Source organism: Rathayibacter sp. AY1G1 (genome assembly GCF_002932095.1).
GTDB lineage: Bacteria > Actinomycetota > Actinomycetes > Actinomycetales > Microbacteriaceae > Rathayibacter.
In genome coordinates this window covers 16,547-30,603 of sequence record NZ_PSUZ01000002.1, presented here as the reverse complement: position 1 = coordinate 30,603, position 14,057 = coordinate 16,547, and the positions used below count along the sequence as shown (strand labels likewise).

Below are 14,057 nucleotides of genomic sequence, written 5' to 3'. Positions count from 1 at the left end.
CTAGACTCGCCCCATGCCCGACGACTCCGCTCCGCTGCCCGCGCCCGGGTGGTACCCGCACCCGGCCGACCTCGGCTCGGAGCTCTACTGGGACGGCGCGGCGTGGACGGACCGGTCCCGTCCGTCCTCCTCGGCGCCCGCTCCCGCCTACGGCACGCCCCCGGGCGCTCCGGAGCAGGAGCTGTACGCCTATCCGTCCGCCCCGTCCTCCGCGGCGGGCCGCAACCCCATGGCGATCGCGAGCCTCGTGCTCGGCGTCCTGAGCCTGCTGATCAATCCGCTGCTGATCCCCTCGATCCTCGCCATCGTCTTCTCGGCGAAGGGCCGGGCGGCCGCACCGCTCGTCGGAGGCGGTCGCGGGCTCGCGACGGCCGGACTCGTCACCGGGATCCTCGGTCTGGTGTCGGGCGTCTTCACCATCGTCGGCAACCTCTCGGCCGGGGTCCCCGGCCTGACCGGCTGACCGGGGTGCCGCGGCCCTCGACGCCCCGATGACCGCGCGCCGGAGCGCTCCCTGGCTCCTCGTCGTGGCGGTCGCCCTGGTCGCGCTGGTCCTGCGCGGTCCGATCGTCGCCGTCGCGCCCATCATCGACGCGGTGCGCGAGGACCTCGCGCTGTCCGCGGGCCAGGCGGGGATCCTCACCAGCATCCCCGTGCTCTGCTTCGCCCTGGCGACTCCGCTCGCCCTCCTGGTGATCCGCCGCGCGGGACCCGACGCCGCCGTGACCGTCACGGTGATCGGCGTCGCGCTCGGCACGATCGTCCGATCGATCGGCGACGTGGGACCGGCCGTGGCGGGCACCATCCTGATCGGCGTCTCCATCACGATCGGCAACGTCGTCCTCCCCGTCGTGATCCGGCGGGACGTCGCTCCCGAGCGCGTCGACCTCACGACGGGCGTCTACACCGCGGCCCTCAACATCGGCTCGACGATCACCTCGCTCGGCACCGCTCCGCTCGCTCTAACCCTCGGCTGGCGCGGCGCCCTGCTCGTCTGGCTCGCCCTCAACGCCCTCGCTCTGGCCGGCTGGCTCGTGGCCGTGGGGCCTCGGGCGGCCCTGCGTCCGACTCCCCGCCCGTCCCGCGCCGACCGCGCACCGGCCGCACCGGCTCCGCGGATCTTCCGCAGCGCGACCGTGCTGGCGCTCGCGCTCTGCTTCTCGAGCCAGGCGTTCTCGTACTACGGAGTGACGGCGTGGCTCCCCTCGCTGCTCGTCGACCGCAACGGCTTCTCGATCGCGACCGCGGGCGCGAGCGCCTCGGTGTTCCAGCTCGCCGCGGTCGCCGGCGCCCTCGGCGTCCCGCTCCTGGTCCGGAGGCTCGGACCGCTGGGGAGCATCGTGCTCGTCGGCCTCCTCTGGTGCACGGTGCCGGCGGGGCTGCTGCTCGCGCCGCAGCTCTGGGCGCTCTGGTGCGTGCTGGGCGGCGCGGCCCAGGGCGGAGGATTCACGGTCGTCTTCGTGCTCGTCGTGCGGCTCTCCCGCTCCGATGCCCACGCGTCGCGGCTCTCGGCCACGGTGCAGGGGATCGGCTACGCCGTGGCCGCCACCGCCCCGACCGTCATCGGCTTCGCGCACGACGCGAGCGGCGGCTGGGAGGCTCCCCTGCTGACCGTCCTCGCCGCGACCTGCTCCTTCCTCCTCTTCGGCACCCTCGCCGCCGCGCGCCAGCGCCGGGCCTGACCCGCGACACGACCGGCCGCGCCGTCAAGGGGGCCGTCCGACGACTGTCGGCCCCGTAGCGTGTCCGCATGGCCGAGCAGAGCACGACCCGCGAGAAGACAGCGCCCGATCCCGACGATTCCCGGAAGCCCGACGACGTCACCGACATCACCAAGCGCTCCTGGTTCTACGTCCTCAAGAAGACGGCCCGCGAGTTCGGCGCGGACCAGTGCACCGACCTCGCCGCCGCGCTCACCTACTACGCCGTGCTCGCGCTCTTCCCCGCCCTGCTCGCGATCGTGTCGGTGCTGGGGCTCTTCGGCCAGGCGCAGGCCACCACCGATCTGGTGCTCGACCTGATCGGGAACCTCGCGTCGAGCGAGGTCGTCGACCTGCTGCGCGACCCGATCCAGGCGCTGACCAGCTCCTCCGCCGCGGGTCTCGCCTTCGTGACCGGTGTCGTCGGAGCGATCTGGTCCGCCTCCGGCTACGTCGGCGCCTTCGGCCGGGCGATGAACCGCGTCTACCAGATCGACGAGGGGCGCCCCTTCTGGAAGCTCCGCCCGACGATGCTCGGCGTGACCGTGGTGACGGTCGTCCTGATCGTGATCGCGGCGCTCATCCTCGTGCTCAGCGGACCGGTCGCGACCGCCGTCGGCGACGTCGTGGGCCTCGGCCCCGCCGCCCTCACCGTGTGGAACATCGCGAAATGGCCGGTGCTCGTGGTCATCGCGATCGTGATCGTCGCGATCCTGTACTACTGGGCGCCCAACATCCGCCAGCCGAAGTTCCGCTGGATCAGCATCGGATCGATCGTCGCCCTGGCGATCTGGCTGATCGCCTCGACCGGCTTCGCGTTCTACGTGGCCAACTTCTCCAACTACAACAAGACCTACGGCTCGCTCGGCGCCGTGATCGTCTTCCTCCTCTGGATCTGGATCACCAACATCGCCCTGCTCTTCGGCGCGGAGTTCGACGCCGAGCTCGAGCGCGGACGCGAGCTGCAGGCGGGCATCGAGGCGGAGGAGACCATCCAGCTCCCCCCGCGCGACACCGCCGCGAGCGACAAGAAGGCGGCCGTGCACGAGAAGGACGTCCGCGACGGACGCTGGCTGCGCCTGGCGAGCGAGAACCGCAGCGACGAGGGCGCGGCCCAGGACGACGAGGCCGCGAAGAAGAAGTGACTCAGGACTCGGACGACCAGAGCGCGCGGTAGTAGGCCGCTCGCTCGTCGTCCGGATCCGCTCCATACTCCGCGAGGAGCAGCGGGGTGTGGCCGGGGCCGTAGTTCCAGCCGAGGCTGACCGCGGCGACCGCCAGATCCGCCCAGCGGTCGCCCATGCCCAGGTCGCCGACGTCGACCGTGCCGCTCCAGCGTCCGTCGTCGTCGACGAGCGTGTTCGGAGCGCACGCGTCGCCGTGCACCACGACGGGGTCCACGAGCTCCGGAGCCGCGCCGAGCGCCGACGGCCGGCGCGCGAACCAGGAGTCGCCGCGCAGCTCCTCGGGTACCGCGTCGACGGGGAGCGCGTGGACCGCCCGCAGGCCGGCCGCGATCGCGCGAACGGCCTCCTCCGGCCGGGCTGTCCACTTCGGATCGACGGCGCTCCGCCCGGGCAGCGGTGCGGTGAGGAGCCACTGCCCCTCGTCGTCCTCGCCCGCCTCCAGGATCCGGGGCACGTCGATCCGCCCCTCCAGCCAGCGCAGACGCGCGATCTCGCGACGGAGGTCGAGGCCCGTGGACCGGGGATTCCACTTCAGGTACCCGGCGTCCACGCGGAAGGTCAGCCCGTCGAGCTCGTTGCGCCAGACGAGCGCCGGATCGGTGCCGCCGTTCAGGCGCCTCGCCGGCGACGGGATCCGGACGCCCTCGAGCGAGGACTGCCGTGCGAGGTCCGGACCGCTCATGCCCTCAGGGTAGGCGCTTCGATCCTGAGAGGATCCGCATGCCGCGGACCGCGCCACCCGCCTCCTCCGAGCAGAGCGCCCTTACCCTGACGGGCGTGCCGGAGCAGCCGCCCGGCGCGATCCGGTGACGAGGGAGCCCCCGTGACGCAGAGCGACGACGACCGCGGGCACGCGCAGCCCGACTTCTCGAAGGAGCAGGAGGGCTACCGTCCCGGGCTCAAGCCCCGGCAGCTGCAGATGATCGCCATCGGCGGCGCGATCGGCACCGGCCTCTTCCTCGGCGCGGGCGGCCGACTCGCCACCGCCGGTCCCTCGCTCGTCGTCGTGTACGCGGTCTGCGGCGTCTTCGCCTACCTGATCCTCCGCGCGCTCGGCGAGCTGGTCCTGCACCGGCCGAGCTCGGGCTCCTTCATCTCCTACGCCCGCGAGTTCCTGGGCGAGAAGGCCGCCTTCGTCGCCGGATGGATGTACTTCCTGAACTGGGCGATGACCGCGATCGCCGACGTCACCGCGGTGGCCCTCTACGTGAAGTACTGGTCGCTCTTCTCCTCCGTGCCCCAGTGGCTCCTCGCACTCATCGCCCTGGTCGTCGTGCTCTCGCTGAACCTCGTCTCGGTCAAGGTCTTCGGGGAGCTGGAGTTCTGGTTCGCGCTCATCAAGGTCACGGCGCTGGTGGTCTTCCTGGTGATCGGCGTCGTCGTGCTCGCCGCGGGCTGGCCGCTGCAGTCCGGCGGCGTCGCCGTGGACCCCGGGATCAGCCTCTGGAACGACAACGGCGGCATCCTGCCCGGCGGCCTGGTCGCCAGCGTCCTGGTCGTCCAGGGCGTGGTGTTCGCCTACTCCGGAGTCGAGCTTGTCGGCACGGCGGCGGGCGAGACCGCGGAGCCGGCGAAGGTCATCCCGCGCGCCATCAACTCGGTCATCCTGCGCATCGCCGTCTTCTACGTCGGCTCGGTGCTGCTGCTGACGCTGCTGCTGCCCTACACGGCCTACTCGAAGGGCGAGAGCCCGTTCGTCACGTTCTTCAGCTCGCTGGGCGACGGCTCCTCGGGCGAGATCGCCGGATCGATCATGAACTTCGTCGTGCTGACGGCCGCGCTCTCCAGCATCAACGCCGGGCTCTACTCGACCGGCCGCATCCTCCGCTCCATGGCGCTCAACGGCTCCGCCCCCGCCTTCACCGGCCGGATGAACAAGCAGGGCGTCCCCTACGGCGGCATCCTGCTCACGGCGAGCATCACCCTGATCGGGATCGTGCTGAACCTCTTCGTGCCGTCCGAGGCCTTCGAGATCGTCCTCAACGTCTCGGCGCTGGGCATCGTCACGGGCTGGGGCATGATCGTCCTCTGCCAGATGCAGCTGCAGCGCTGGGCGGCCCAGGGGCGCCTGGAGCGCCCGTCCTTCCGGATGCCCGGCGCCCCGGTGACCTCGTGGCTCACCCTGGCGTTCCTGGTGATCGTGGTGGTCCTCATCGCCGTCGACTTCCCGACCGGCACCTGGACCGTGGGGATCGTCGCGGTGGTCGGCGTGCCCGCCCTGATCGTGGGCTGGCACGTCGCGAAGCCGCGCATCCTGGCGATCGCGTCCGCCCGGGACGGCTTCACCGGCGCCCACCCCGTGATCGCCGCCCGTCCGGCCTCCGAGGCCAAGCGCGACGGGAACGAGCGGCGCCGCGAGTAGGGCGGGTCAGCGCCGGCGGAGGTAGCGCAGGAGCAGCGTGTCGCCGGCGCTGAGCACGTGCGCCAGGTGCTGCGGGCGCGGTCCGGGGACGTCGCCGCGGGCGAGCCTCCCGGAGTCGCCTGCCTCGAGCGTCGCGGCGACGGTCAGGCAGAGCTCGTCGACGGCGTCCGCGGCGAGCAGGGTCCCGAGCAGCGACGGACCGCCCTCGCAGTGGATCCTGCCGAGCCCCCGCTTCGCGAGCTGCGCCCGCATCCGCGTCGCGTCGAGCTCTGCGTCGCCGCAGACGAGCACGTCGGCGACCTCGGCGAGCTCCGCGCGGCGGCGGGCCGGCGAGGAGCCGGTGGTCACGACGATCGGGCGCACCGGCGCCTCGGTGAAGATCCGCGAGGCGGGATCGAGGTCGAGCGACCCCGAGACGATCGCGAAGACGGGCTGCGGGGCGCGCCCGGTGCCGAGCCGCGCCCGCACGGACTCGTCGCTCAGCACCATCGGACCGTAGCCCTCGGTCCGCACCGTGCCGGCCGCGACGAGCACGACGTCGGCGAGCCGGCGGAGCAGGTCGAACACGCGCAGGTCCGCCGCTCCCCCGAGATCGCCCGAGACGCCGTCGCGGGTGACCGCTCCGTCGACGCTCGCGACGAAGTTGACCCGGAGCCACTGCTCGCCGGCCCCGTCCGCGTAGAGGGCCAGCAGAGCCTCGTCGGACAGGTCCTGCCCGGCCGGCGACAGGCCGTCGATGCGGGCGCTCACGCCGCCGGCTCCACGTTGTGGCGGAGGAAGGCGGGCGCCCGCCAGCCCAGCACCGCCTCCGTCATCCGCACGGCGTCCACCGCCTGGCGCACGTCGTGCATGCGCACGATCCGCGCACCGTTCAGGATGCAGATCACCGCGGCGGCGAGGGAGCCCTCGAGGCGCTCCCCCTGCGGCCGGTCCAGCGCCTCGCCGATGAAGTCCTTGTTGGACACCGCGGCGAGCACCGGGAAGCCGAGCGCGGCCACCTCGCCCAGCCGGCGGGTGAGCTCGAGCGTGTGCAGGGTGTTCTTGTTCAGGTCGTGACCCGGATCGACGATGATCCTCCCGGCAGGCACTCCACCCGAGAGCGCGCGATCGACGCGGCTCCGCAAGTGGTCGACCACGGTGGCCACGACGTCGTCGTACTCGGGTCTCTCCGGCTCGCTGCGGGGAGCGCCCACGCTGTGGGTGATGACGAGCTGGGCGGAGGAGGAGGCGACGACCTCGAGCATCCGGGGGTCGTGCAGCCCGCTCGTGTCGTTGACGACGGAGGCGCCCGCGGCGATGCTCGCGCGCGCGACCTCGGCGCTCGTCGTGTCCACCGAGACGACCACGTCGCTCCGCTCCGCGATGCCCGCCACGACGGGGACGACCCGGTCGAGCTCCTCCTGGAGCGTGACAGCGGGGCCGCGGCCGAACGGCACTCCGCCGATGTCGACCCAGTCGGCGCCGAGCTCCGCGGCGCGCACGGCGGCCGCGATGGCGCTGTCCAGGGCGAAGGTGGAGCCCTTGTCGTAGAAGGAGTCGGGCGTGCGGTTCACGACCGCCATCACGGCCACCTGCCGCTCGAAGTCGAACTCTCGTCCGCCGATGTGCCGCGTGGTCATGGGCGCGTCCCTCCCGCTCGGAGCGCCGGGAGAAGGCCGGCGCCGCTCACCCTAGACGAGCGGAGTCGGCGGAGGCTGGAGCGGGCCGCCCTCGAGCAGCGCCTGGAAGAGGACGTGGTCCTGCCACTCCCCGGCGATCCGCAGGTAGCGCCGCGCGACGCCGATCCGCTCGAAGCCGTTGCGCTGCAGCACGGTCTGCGATCCGACGTTGTGGAGGAGCGTCCCGGCCTGCACGCGGTGCAGCCCCAGATCCTCACGCGCGGTGCGCAGGACGGCTCCGACCGCGCGGGTCATCACGCCGCGGCCCTGCAGACCGCTGTCGAGCCAGTAGCCGAGATCGCCGCTGTCGAAGGCGCCGCGGACGATGTTCGCGAGAGTCAGCCGACCGACGATCACGCCGCCCGCGTCGAGGACGAGCGGGAGGACGCTGCCGGCCCGGTGCGCGGCGAGCGCGTCCGCGACGGCGTCGGTCTGGCCCCCCGCCTCGAAGAAGCGGGTCGAGCGCGTCGGCTCCCAGGGCGCGAGGTGCCGGCGGTTGCGCCGGTACGCGGCGGCGAGGGCCGGTCCGTCGTCCCGCGAGACGAGCCGCAGGAGGGTGCCCTGGTCGTCGACGGGGATCGGGGCGGGCATCCTGCGAGGGTAGCGCCGGAGCCGGGAACGACAGAACCCCCGGCCAGGGGCCGGGGGTTCTCGTGGTGGGCGATACTGGGATCGAACCAGTGACCTCTTCCGTGTCAGGGAAGCGCGCTACCGCTGCGCCAATCGCCCGTTGCTCCGTGCGGAGCGCCTCGTTCGGTGAACGATCGAGGTGGATACGGGATTCGAACCCGTGTATACGGCTTTGCAGGCCGCTGCCTCGCCTCTCGGCCAATCCACCGTGTACGGGATTCGGTGTCGGCGGCCCGAGGGCCGACCAGGTGGGAGGCACCCGAGGGTGCCGTCCCGATGACGCCGGTCCGAGGACCGGTGTTCGAGCGGATGACGAGATTCGAACTCGCGACCCTCACCTTGGCAAGGTGATGCGCTACCGCTGCGCCACATCCGCATGTAAGTCGTACTGGTGTTGCCGTCTTGCGTGTCGTGCTGTCTTGCTGTCTGTCCGGCGCTTTCGCTGCCCGGCTCGACCTAGAAGAATGTATACGACAGCGACGCCTGAATCCAAATCGAGCGGACGCCGATCCCGCCGCTCGGAGTCCGATCCGCGTCTTTCCGCGCGAAACCGGCTCGTCGCCGTCCGTTCACCCGGGCGTGGCGGGCGTCGGCGGTGCATCCGGGCCCCGCGGATCCGCTACGATCGTCTCTCGGGTCGTCCAGCACGTCCCCCTGGGCGATTGGCGCAGTTGGTAGCGCGCTTCCTTCACACGGAAGAGGTCATCGGTTCGAGTCCGGTATCGCCCACCCTCACCCCCGGTCCGTGCTCACGCACTCGGCCGGGGGTTCTCTCGTCCCGCCGCGGTCGTCCTCCGGCCTCGCAGCGCCCAGTCGAAGGAGCCGACCCGCGATGATGGGCCGCTCGCACGCCGTCTCCGGTGCGCTCGCCTGGGCCGTCGCCGCCTCCGTGCCCGCCGTCGCCGGGCCCCTCGGCCTCGCGGGTCTCCCGCTCGACCTCCGACTGGTCGGCCTCGGAGTCGCCGCCGGCTGGGCCCTGGTGCCCGACGCGGACCACGCGAGCGCGACCGTCTCCCGCTCGGCGCCGGCCGCCTCCCTGCTCACCGCGACCGCGGGCCGGATCAGCGGAGGGCACCGGCACGGGATGCACTCGCTGCTCGCGGTCGCCGTCGTCTGGTACCTGGTGCCGGTGCTCACGGCGCTGCGCTTCCCGGTGCCGGTCGTCGGTCCCGTCGCCGTGGCCGCCGTGCTCACGCTGCCCGCCCTCGCCTTCGCCGCGAAGGCCGTCCGGGCCGCCCCCTCCTGGCGCATCGCCTGGGCCGGGGCGACGGTCGTCACGGTCCTGCTCGTCGCGCTCGCCGACGGCACCTGGGCGTGGCTCCGGGTCGCCGCGACGCTGGGCTACCTCGTGCACGTGGCCGGCGACGCCCTCACGACCGGCGGGATCAACTGGCTGTGGCCGCTGCGCGTGCGCCTGCCGCGGCGCCTGCGCCGGACACCGCTGCGCCACGTCTGGACCACCGGAGGCTACGCCGCGCTGCCCGTCCTGGGCTCCTCCGGGTCCTGGCGCGAGACGGTCCTCTACTGGCTCATGTCCGCGGCGACGATCGTGCTCACCGCCTCGATGATCACGGCCGAGCTGCGGTAGCCCGGGGCGCCCTCCTCAGAAGACCTTCCCCGGGTTCATGATCCCCAGCGGGTCGAACACGGCCTTGATCTCGCGCTGGAGCGCCAGCGAGTCCTCGCCCAGCTCCTCCGCCAGCCAGCGCTGCTTGAGCAGTCCCACGCCGTGCTCGCCCGTGAGCGTGCCGCCGAGGGCCAGGGCCGTGCGGAAGAGCTCCGCGGCGGCGTCCCAGACGTCCTCCCCCACGGGTCCGTCCCCCGCGGGCAGCACGAAGTTCGGGTGGAGGTTCCCGTCCCCCGCGTGGGCGACGGTGGGGATGCTGAGCCCCGTCCGCTCCTCGATGCCGCGGATCGCCGCGAACATCGCCGGCAGCGCGGAGCGGGGCACGCAGACGTCCTCGATCAGCACGCGGCCCTCCGCCTCGAGCGCCGGGTGGAAGGCCCGGCGGACGGCCAGCAGAGCCTCGCCCTCGGCCGGGTCCTCGGTCGCCTCGGCGGCGCCCCCGGAGGCGGTCACGATCTCGAGGACGCGCTGCGACTCCTCCGCCGCTCCTCCGCCGTCCGTCTGGACGAGGAGGTAGGCGGCACCGCGGTCCAGGGCCGCTCCGGTGTAGCGCGAGATCGCGGCGAGCGCCGCCTCGTCCATCAGCTCCATCACCGCGGGACGGAGCCGCGCGGCGGTGATCGCAGCGGAGGCGGCGGCCGCGGCGACGACGCTCGGGAAGTACGCGCCGACCGTGACCACGCGCCCGGTCGGGATCGGGCGGAGCTTCACGGTGGCCTCCACGATGACGCCCAGCGTCCCCTCGGAGCCGGTCAGGAGCGCGGTGAGGTCGTACCCGGTGACTCCCTTCACGCTGCGGCGGCCGGTGCGGAGCAGTCGCCCGTCGGGGAGGACGACCGTCAACCCGAGCACCGCCTCCCGGGTCACGCCGTACTTGGCGCACAGCAGCCCCCCGGCGTTCGTCGAGATGTTGCCGCCGATGCTCGAGATCGCGCGGCTCGCGGGGTCGGGCGAGAACACGAGGCCGTGCGGAGCGACAGCGTCCGACAGCGCCTGATTGATGACCCCGGGCTCGACGACCGCGAGCTCGTCCTCGAGCGACACCTCGAGGATGCGGTCCATCGCGGCGGTCGAGAGGACGAGCGCTCCCTCGCTCGCCACTCCCCCGGCAGCGAGGCCCGTTCCCGCTCCGCGCGGCACGACCGGGAGCCGGTGCTCCGTCGCTATGCGCAGCGCCGCCTGCACGTCCTCGACCGAGCGGGCAGCGACGAGCGCGAGCGCGCGACCCGGTGCGGAGAAGCCCGACTTGTCGGTGTGCACGGCCTCGAACCCGGGGCCCTCGGTCAGGACCGCGTCTCCGAGCGCGTCGCGCAGCTGTCGGAGGATCTCGTGGTCGTGCATGGTTCACTCCGTGCGGTCGCGGGCGGGTCCTGCCGATCCTTCCACGGGCGCGGGGCAGGATGGCGGGATGACCGGAGAGACGCGATGGCCGCGGTGACGAGCGCGGGGATCCTGCTGCACCGCGAGGGCCCCTCCGGCACCGAGGTGTTCCTCGGGCGGATGGGCGGCCCCTTCTGGACCCGGCGCCCCCGCGCGTGGACGATCCCGAAGGGCGTGCACACGGGCGACGAGACGCCGTTGGACGCCGCGCGCCGCGAGTTCGAGGAGGAGACCGGCGCTCCTCCGCCCGTCGGGGAGCTGACCCTCCTCGGCGCGTTCCGGCAGAGCGCGGCCAAGACCGTCACGGTCTTCGCCGGGCGCGGACACGCGGACACCGCCTTCGTCGCGAGCAACACCTTCGAGCTGGAGTGGCCGCGGGGCTCCGGCGTGCTGCGCAGCTTCCCCGAGCTGGAGGACGCCCGGTGGCACCCGCTCGACGAGGCCCGCTCGCTGGTGGTGGCCGGGCAGGTCGCCGCCCTCGACGCGCTGGCCGAACTGCTGGCGGATCCGGACGGCGGGGACCGGGCCGGCACCGCCCCCTAGTCCGCGGTCGCGTAGACCCGCAGGCCCAGCGGCACGATCCGCACCACGGCCTCGTCGAATCCGTCGCGGGAGCCGTCGAAGCGCTCGGTCTCGCCGTCGTGCGCCCACTCGGGGTCGTCCCCCGCGGGTCGGCGCGCGCCGACGGTGATCTCCGGCGTCGAGAACGACTCCACCACCGGTGCCCGCCAGCCGGGCACACGGCCGACCACCGGGGTCGCCGTACGGCCGAGCAGGAGCGAGAACGCTCCCCGGGTGCGAGGAGTCCGTCCTGAGTGCAGGATGCGCACGTCGAGGTGGCCGTCGTCGAGCCGACGCCGGGCGAGCGGGGCGGCCGTGCGCGGGTGCTCCTGGTTCACCCCGACGAAGTACGACCAGACGAGCTGCGTGCGCCCGTCGCGTCGGAGCTCGAACGGATCGGTGCGCCGCACGACCGAGAGGGCCGCGATCACGGCGGCGAGCGGCTTCCCGATCCGCTTCTCGCGCTTCTCGCGGGCCGCGACGAACTCCGGGTAGACGCCGATCGAGACCGTGTTGAGCACCGTGACCGGGTCTCCCCCGTCCGCGACGACCTCGGCCACGTCGACGTCGCGGCGCTCGCCGATCGTCGCCGCGTCGAGCGCGTCCTGGACGGTGAGCAGCCCCAGCGCCTTCGCGAAGTGGTTCATGGTCCCGCCCGGCAGCACGAGCAGCGTCATCCCCTCGGCGCGGGCGAGAGCGGCACCGACCGACATGGTCCCGTCCCCGCCGTAGATCCCGAGCACCCGGGGCGGAGAGTCCCCCGAGCGCGCCTCGCGCACCACGTCGGCGAGGTCCTCCCCCTCGGTCAGCCGGTGCACGCGCGCCTTCGGGAACCGGGCTCGGACCAGCGGCTCGGGATCGGGGCGGTGCGAGTCCCGGCCCGCGCCGGGGTTGAGGACCACGAGGAGGGCGGCGCCGTCCCCCAGCGGGCTGCGGTCGACGGGGGGCCGGGTCGCGCGCTCCGAGACGGGCACGTGGCGCGGCTCGGCCGGCAGGACGGCTCGGCCGACGACCGCGACCGCCGCGCCGAGCGCCGCGCCGCCGAGGACGTCCGAGAGCCAGTGGACGCCGACGTGCAGGCGGGAGAAGGCCACGGCGGCGGCGAGCGGGGCGACCGCCGCCCCCACTCGGGGCGACTCGAGCGCGACCCCGGCGGCGAAGGCAGCGGCGCTCGCCGCGTGCCCCGAGGGGAAGGACGCCGACGTCGGCACCGTCGCCAGGCGCCGGCCGACCGGGACGTCGACGAGGAGCGGCCGGTCGCCGCCGAACACGCGCTTGCCGACCAGGTTCGCGAGCGCGCTGGCCGCGGCGAGCGAGGCGGTCCCCCGCAGAGCCTCGCGGGGACGGCCCGCCAGGAGCAGCAGGACGCCGACGCCGGCCCAGAGGACTCCGTGGTCCGCGGCCCGGGAGAGCCCCACGAGCGCCCCGTCGACGACGGGCGACGGGCGACGGGCGTTCAGCCGCCGGGCCGCACGAGCGTCCGCCCGGCGCACGACGCGCGGGACGGTGACGAGTCGGCGGAGCAGGACAGACGGGGGTCGGGTTCCGCGGAGGGCCATGCGCTCAGCGTAGGAGGAGGCGCCTCCGCGGTCCCTGGACCGGTCGACGGCGCGCTACACCTCGCCGAAGCCCGACTCGACCAGATCGCCGAGCCGGCCGACCGCCTCGTGGGCCTGCGGCCCCGACGCCGAGAGGACGACCTCGTCCCCGCGGTCGAGCCCCAGCGACATCACGCCGAGCAGGCTCGTGGCGTCCTTGCCGTTCGCGTCGATCCGGGCGTCGAAGGTGGCGGCGAGCGTGACGAAGTCGGCCGCGGGACGGGCGTGCAGGCCGTTCGGGTTGATGAGGCGGACGCGGCGCTGCACGCGCTCGTCACCGGGCGAGGCCTCCTCGGCGGGAGCAGCGAGCGTCTCGACCCGGGCCGACTCCGCGGCGGCGAGCACCTCGTCCAGCGACGCCCCCGTGCCCGCGGCGACGGCGGCCGCGACCGCCCCCTCCACCAGCGGGGCGTCGGCGATCCGGACCCGGGCGCGCGCGTCGTCGTCGAGGAACTCGACCGCGGTCTCCGCCGTCATGATCGCCGAGCCGAGGTCGCAGAGGACGACGACCCCCTCGCCGGAGTCCGCTTCCGCCAGGGCCGCCGTGATGCGGTCGAAGCTGGTGCCGATGCCGCCGTCGTCCGTCCCGCCCGCGGCGACCAGCGCGACCGAGGCCGCCATCTGCTCCGCGAGCTCGACCAGCCCCTCCGCCAGCTGCGCGCTGTGCGAGACCAGGACCAGCCCGACGCTCACGCCGCCGCCTCGGCTGCTGCGCGGAGCAGGAGAACGGTCGACACGCTGCCGGGATCTCGGTGCCCGATGGCGCGCTCGCCGAGGTAGCTGGCGCGTCCCTTGCGGGCGACCAGCGGGTCCGTCGACTCCGCTCCCTTCTGCGCCGCCTCCGCCGCCGCGGCGAGGACGTCGGCCGGAGCCGCTCCCTCCTCGGCGGCGGCCGCGGCCGCGTCGACCGCCGGCGTCCACGCGTCCACCATCGTCTTGTCGCCCACCTCGGCCTTGCCGCGGAGCACGATGCCGTCCCTCGCCGCGGCCAGGAGAGCTGCGACGTCAGCGCCCTCGAGCGCGTCCTCGCCCGCGACCGCGGCGGAGGCCTTCAGGAACGCCGTGCCGAACAGCGGGCCCGAGGCGCCGCCGACGGTGGAGATGAGCGTCGTCGCGACCAGCTTGAGCACGTCCGCCGGGAGCCCCTGCTCCGGCGCCCCGTCCAGCTTCGCGACCACGGCCTGGAAGCCGCGGTCCATGTTCTCGCCGTGGTCCCCGTCGCCGATCGCCCGGTCGAGCGTGATCAGCTCGACCCGGTGCTCCGCGATCGACTCGGCGGCGCGGCGGATCCACGCCGTCGCCCACGCCGCGTCGAGCCCGGCTCCCTGTGCGTCCTGCATGGTCGTCTCCTCCT

The 14,057-nt window shown here is 73.8% G+C and carries 14 protein-coding genes and 4 tRNA genes; 7 read left to right on the top strand and 11 right to left on the bottom strand.

Annotated features, from left to right (window positions below):
- Positions 1-13: 13 nt before the first annotated feature.
- From C5C36_RS01395 to C5C36_RS01385, 3 genes are all read left to right on the top strand, one after another.
- Positions 14-463 carry a DUF2510 domain-containing protein gene (locus C5C36_RS01395; protein WP_104224633.1) on the top strand — a complete coding sequence of 150 codons (450 nt, stop codon included), beginning with the start codon at positions 14-16 and terminating at the stop codon, positions 461-463.
- A 28-nt stretch (positions 464-491) separates the two neighbouring features.
- Positions 492-1,682, top strand: a complete 1,191-nt coding sequence (locus C5C36_RS01390; protein ID WP_104269504.1) for a CynX/NimT family MFS transporter — start codon at positions 492-494, stop codon at positions 1,680-1,682.
- 68 nt (positions 1,683-1,750) lie between these two features.
- Positions 1,751-2,845 (top strand): YihY/virulence factor BrkB family protein, encoded by a 1,095-nt coding sequence (locus C5C36_RS01385; RefSeq protein ID WP_104239455.1) that lies wholly within the window; start codon positions 1,751-1,753, stop codon positions 2,843-2,845.
- 1 nt (position 2,846) lies between these two features.
- On the opposite strand, the gene C5C36_RS01380 is transcribed toward C5C36_RS01385, so the two are convergent.
- Positions 2,847-3,569: an aminoglycoside 3'-phosphotransferase gene (locus tag C5C36_RS01380; protein WP_104309108.1), complete on the bottom strand. Its 723-nt coding sequence runs from the start codon at positions 3,567-3,569 to the stop codon at positions 2,847-2,849.
- A 141-nt stretch (positions 3,570-3,710) separates the two neighbouring features.
- Here C5C36_RS01380 and C5C36_RS01375 point away from each other — a divergent pair, with 141 nt between their 5' ends.
- On the top strand, positions 3,711-5,249 hold the full coding sequence (locus C5C36_RS01375; RefSeq protein WP_258072157.1) for an amino acid permease: 1,539 nt from the start codon (positions 3,711-3,713) through the stop codon (positions 5,247-5,249).
- Between the two features lie 6 nt (positions 5,250-5,255).
- Here the strand turns inward: C5C36_RS01375 and C5C36_RS01370 are convergent, their stop codons facing one another.
- From C5C36_RS01370 to C5C36_RS01345, 6 genes are all read right to left on the bottom strand, one after another.
- Complete coding sequence (locus C5C36_RS01370; RefSeq protein WP_104309107.1) at positions 5,256-5,999, bottom strand: pyrimidine reductase family protein; 744 nt, start codon at positions 5,997-5,999, stop codon at positions 5,256-5,258.
- Positions 5,996-6,868 (bottom strand): dihydropteroate synthase, encoded by an 873-nt coding sequence (gene folP, locus C5C36_RS01365; RefSeq protein WP_104309106.1) that lies wholly within the window; start codon positions 6,866-6,868, stop codon positions 5,996-5,998. The genes C5C36_RS01370 and folP overlap by 4 nt, the downstream gene beginning before the upstream one ends.
- 51 nt (positions 6,869-6,919) lie before the next feature.
- Positions 6,920-7,498, bottom strand: coding sequence for a GNAT family N-acetyltransferase (locus C5C36_RS01360; protein WP_104225349.1), 579 nt, complete (start codon positions 7,496-7,498; stop codon positions 6,920-6,922).
- Positions 7,499-7,561: 63 nt separating this feature from the next.
- Positions 7,562-7,636 (bottom strand) — tRNA-Val (locus tag C5C36_RS01355).
- Positions 7,637-7,674: 38 nt separating this feature from the next.
- Positions 7,675-7,745: transfer RNA gene (locus C5C36_RS01350), tRNA-Cys, on the bottom strand.
- 96 nt (positions 7,746-7,841) lie between these two features.
- Positions 7,842-7,913, bottom strand: a tRNA-Gly gene (locus C5C36_RS01345).
- Positions 7,914-8,193: 280 nt separating this feature from the next.
- Between C5C36_RS01345 and C5C36_RS01340 the strand changes: the two genes are divergently transcribed.
- A tRNA-Val gene (locus C5C36_RS01340) sits at positions 8,194-8,266 on the top strand.
- Positions 8,267-8,369: 103 nt separating this feature from the next.
- Complete coding sequence (locus tag C5C36_RS01335) at positions 8,370-9,125, top strand: metal-dependent hydrolase (protein ID WP_104261617.1); 756 nt, start codon at positions 8,370-8,372, stop codon at positions 9,123-9,125.
- 15 nt (positions 9,126-9,140) lie between these two features.
- Here the strand turns inward: C5C36_RS01335 and C5C36_RS01330 are convergent, their stop codons facing one another.
- Positions 9,141-10,505, bottom strand: coding sequence for an FAD-binding oxidoreductase (locus C5C36_RS01330; protein ID WP_104309105.1), 1,365 nt, complete (start codon positions 10,503-10,505; stop codon positions 9,141-9,143).
- Positions 10,506-10,589: 84 nt separating this feature from the next.
- On the opposite strand from C5C36_RS01330, the gene C5C36_RS01325 reads away from it, so the two are divergent.
- Positions 10,590-11,087 (top strand): NUDIX domain-containing protein, encoded by a 498-nt coding sequence (locus C5C36_RS01325; RefSeq protein ID WP_104246759.1) that lies wholly within the window; start codon positions 10,590-10,592, stop codon positions 11,085-11,087.
- On the opposite strand, the gene C5C36_RS01320 is transcribed toward C5C36_RS01325, so the two are convergent.
- From C5C36_RS01320 to dhaL, 3 genes are read right to left on the bottom strand one after another with little or no spacing between them, the layout of a single operon-like run.
- Positions 11,084-12,664, bottom strand: a complete 1,581-nt coding sequence (locus tag C5C36_RS01320) for a bifunctional phosphatase PAP2/diacylglycerol kinase family protein (RefSeq protein ID WP_104239316.1) — start codon at positions 12,662-12,664, stop codon at positions 11,084-11,086. The genes C5C36_RS01325 and C5C36_RS01320 overlap by 4 nt on opposite strands.
- Positions 12,665-12,718: 54 nt before the next feature.
- Positions 12,719-13,396: a dihydroxyacetone kinase phosphoryl donor subunit DhaM gene (dhaM, locus tag C5C36_RS01315; RefSeq protein ID WP_104261615.1), complete on the bottom strand. Its 678-nt coding sequence runs from the start codon at positions 13,394-13,396 to the stop codon at positions 12,719-12,721.
- Positions 13,393-14,043, bottom strand: a complete 651-nt coding sequence (gene dhaL, locus C5C36_RS01310; protein ID WP_104261619.1) for a dihydroxyacetone kinase subunit DhaL — start codon at positions 14,041-14,043, stop codon at positions 13,393-13,395. Before dhaL ends, dhaM begins: the two co-directional genes overlap by 4 nt.
- Positions 14,044-14,057 lie beyond the last annotated feature (14 nt).

Coding starts and splice junctions, on each gene's coding strand:
- C5C36_RS01395 (WP_104224633.1), top strand. CDS start 14: ATGCCCGACGACTCCGCTCCGCTGCCCGCGCCCGGGTGGTACCCGCAC.
- C5C36_RS01335 (WP_104261617.1), top strand. CDS start 8,370: ATGATGGGCCGCTCGCACGCCGTCTCCGGTGCGCTCGCCTGGGCCGTC.
- C5C36_RS01320 (WP_104239316.1), bottom strand. CDS start 12,664: ATGGCCCTCCGCGGAACCCGACCCCCGTCTGTCCTGCTCCGCCGACTC.
- C5C36_RS01325 (WP_104246759.1), top strand. CDS start 10,590: ATGGCCGCGGTGACGAGCGCGGGGATCCTGCTGCACCGCGAGGGCCCC.
- C5C36_RS01385 (WP_104239455.1), top strand. CDS start 1,751: ATGGCCGAGCAGAGCACGACCCGCGAGAAGACAGCGCCCGATCCCGAC.
- C5C36_RS01380 (WP_104309108.1), bottom strand. CDS start 3,569: ATGAGCGGTCCGGACCTCGCACGGCAGTCCTCGCTCGAGGGCGTCCGG.
- C5C36_RS01330 (WP_104309105.1), bottom strand. CDS start 10,505: ATGCACGACCACGAGATCCTCCGACAGCTGCGCGACGCGCTCGGAGAC.
- folP (WP_104309106.1), bottom strand. CDS start 6,868: ATGACCACGCGGCACATCGGCGGACGAGAGTTCGACTTCGAGCGGCAG.
- C5C36_RS01360 (WP_104225349.1), bottom strand. CDS start 7,498: ATGCCCGCCCCGATCCCCGTCGACGACCAGGGCACCCTCCTGCGGCTC.
- C5C36_RS01390 (WP_104269504.1), top strand. CDS start 492: ATGACCGCGCGCCGGAGCGCTCCCTGGCTCCTCGTCGTGGCGGTCGCC.
- dhaL (WP_104261619.1), bottom strand. CDS start 14,043: ATGCAGGACGCACAGGGAGCCGGGCTCGACGCGGCGTGGGCGACGGCG.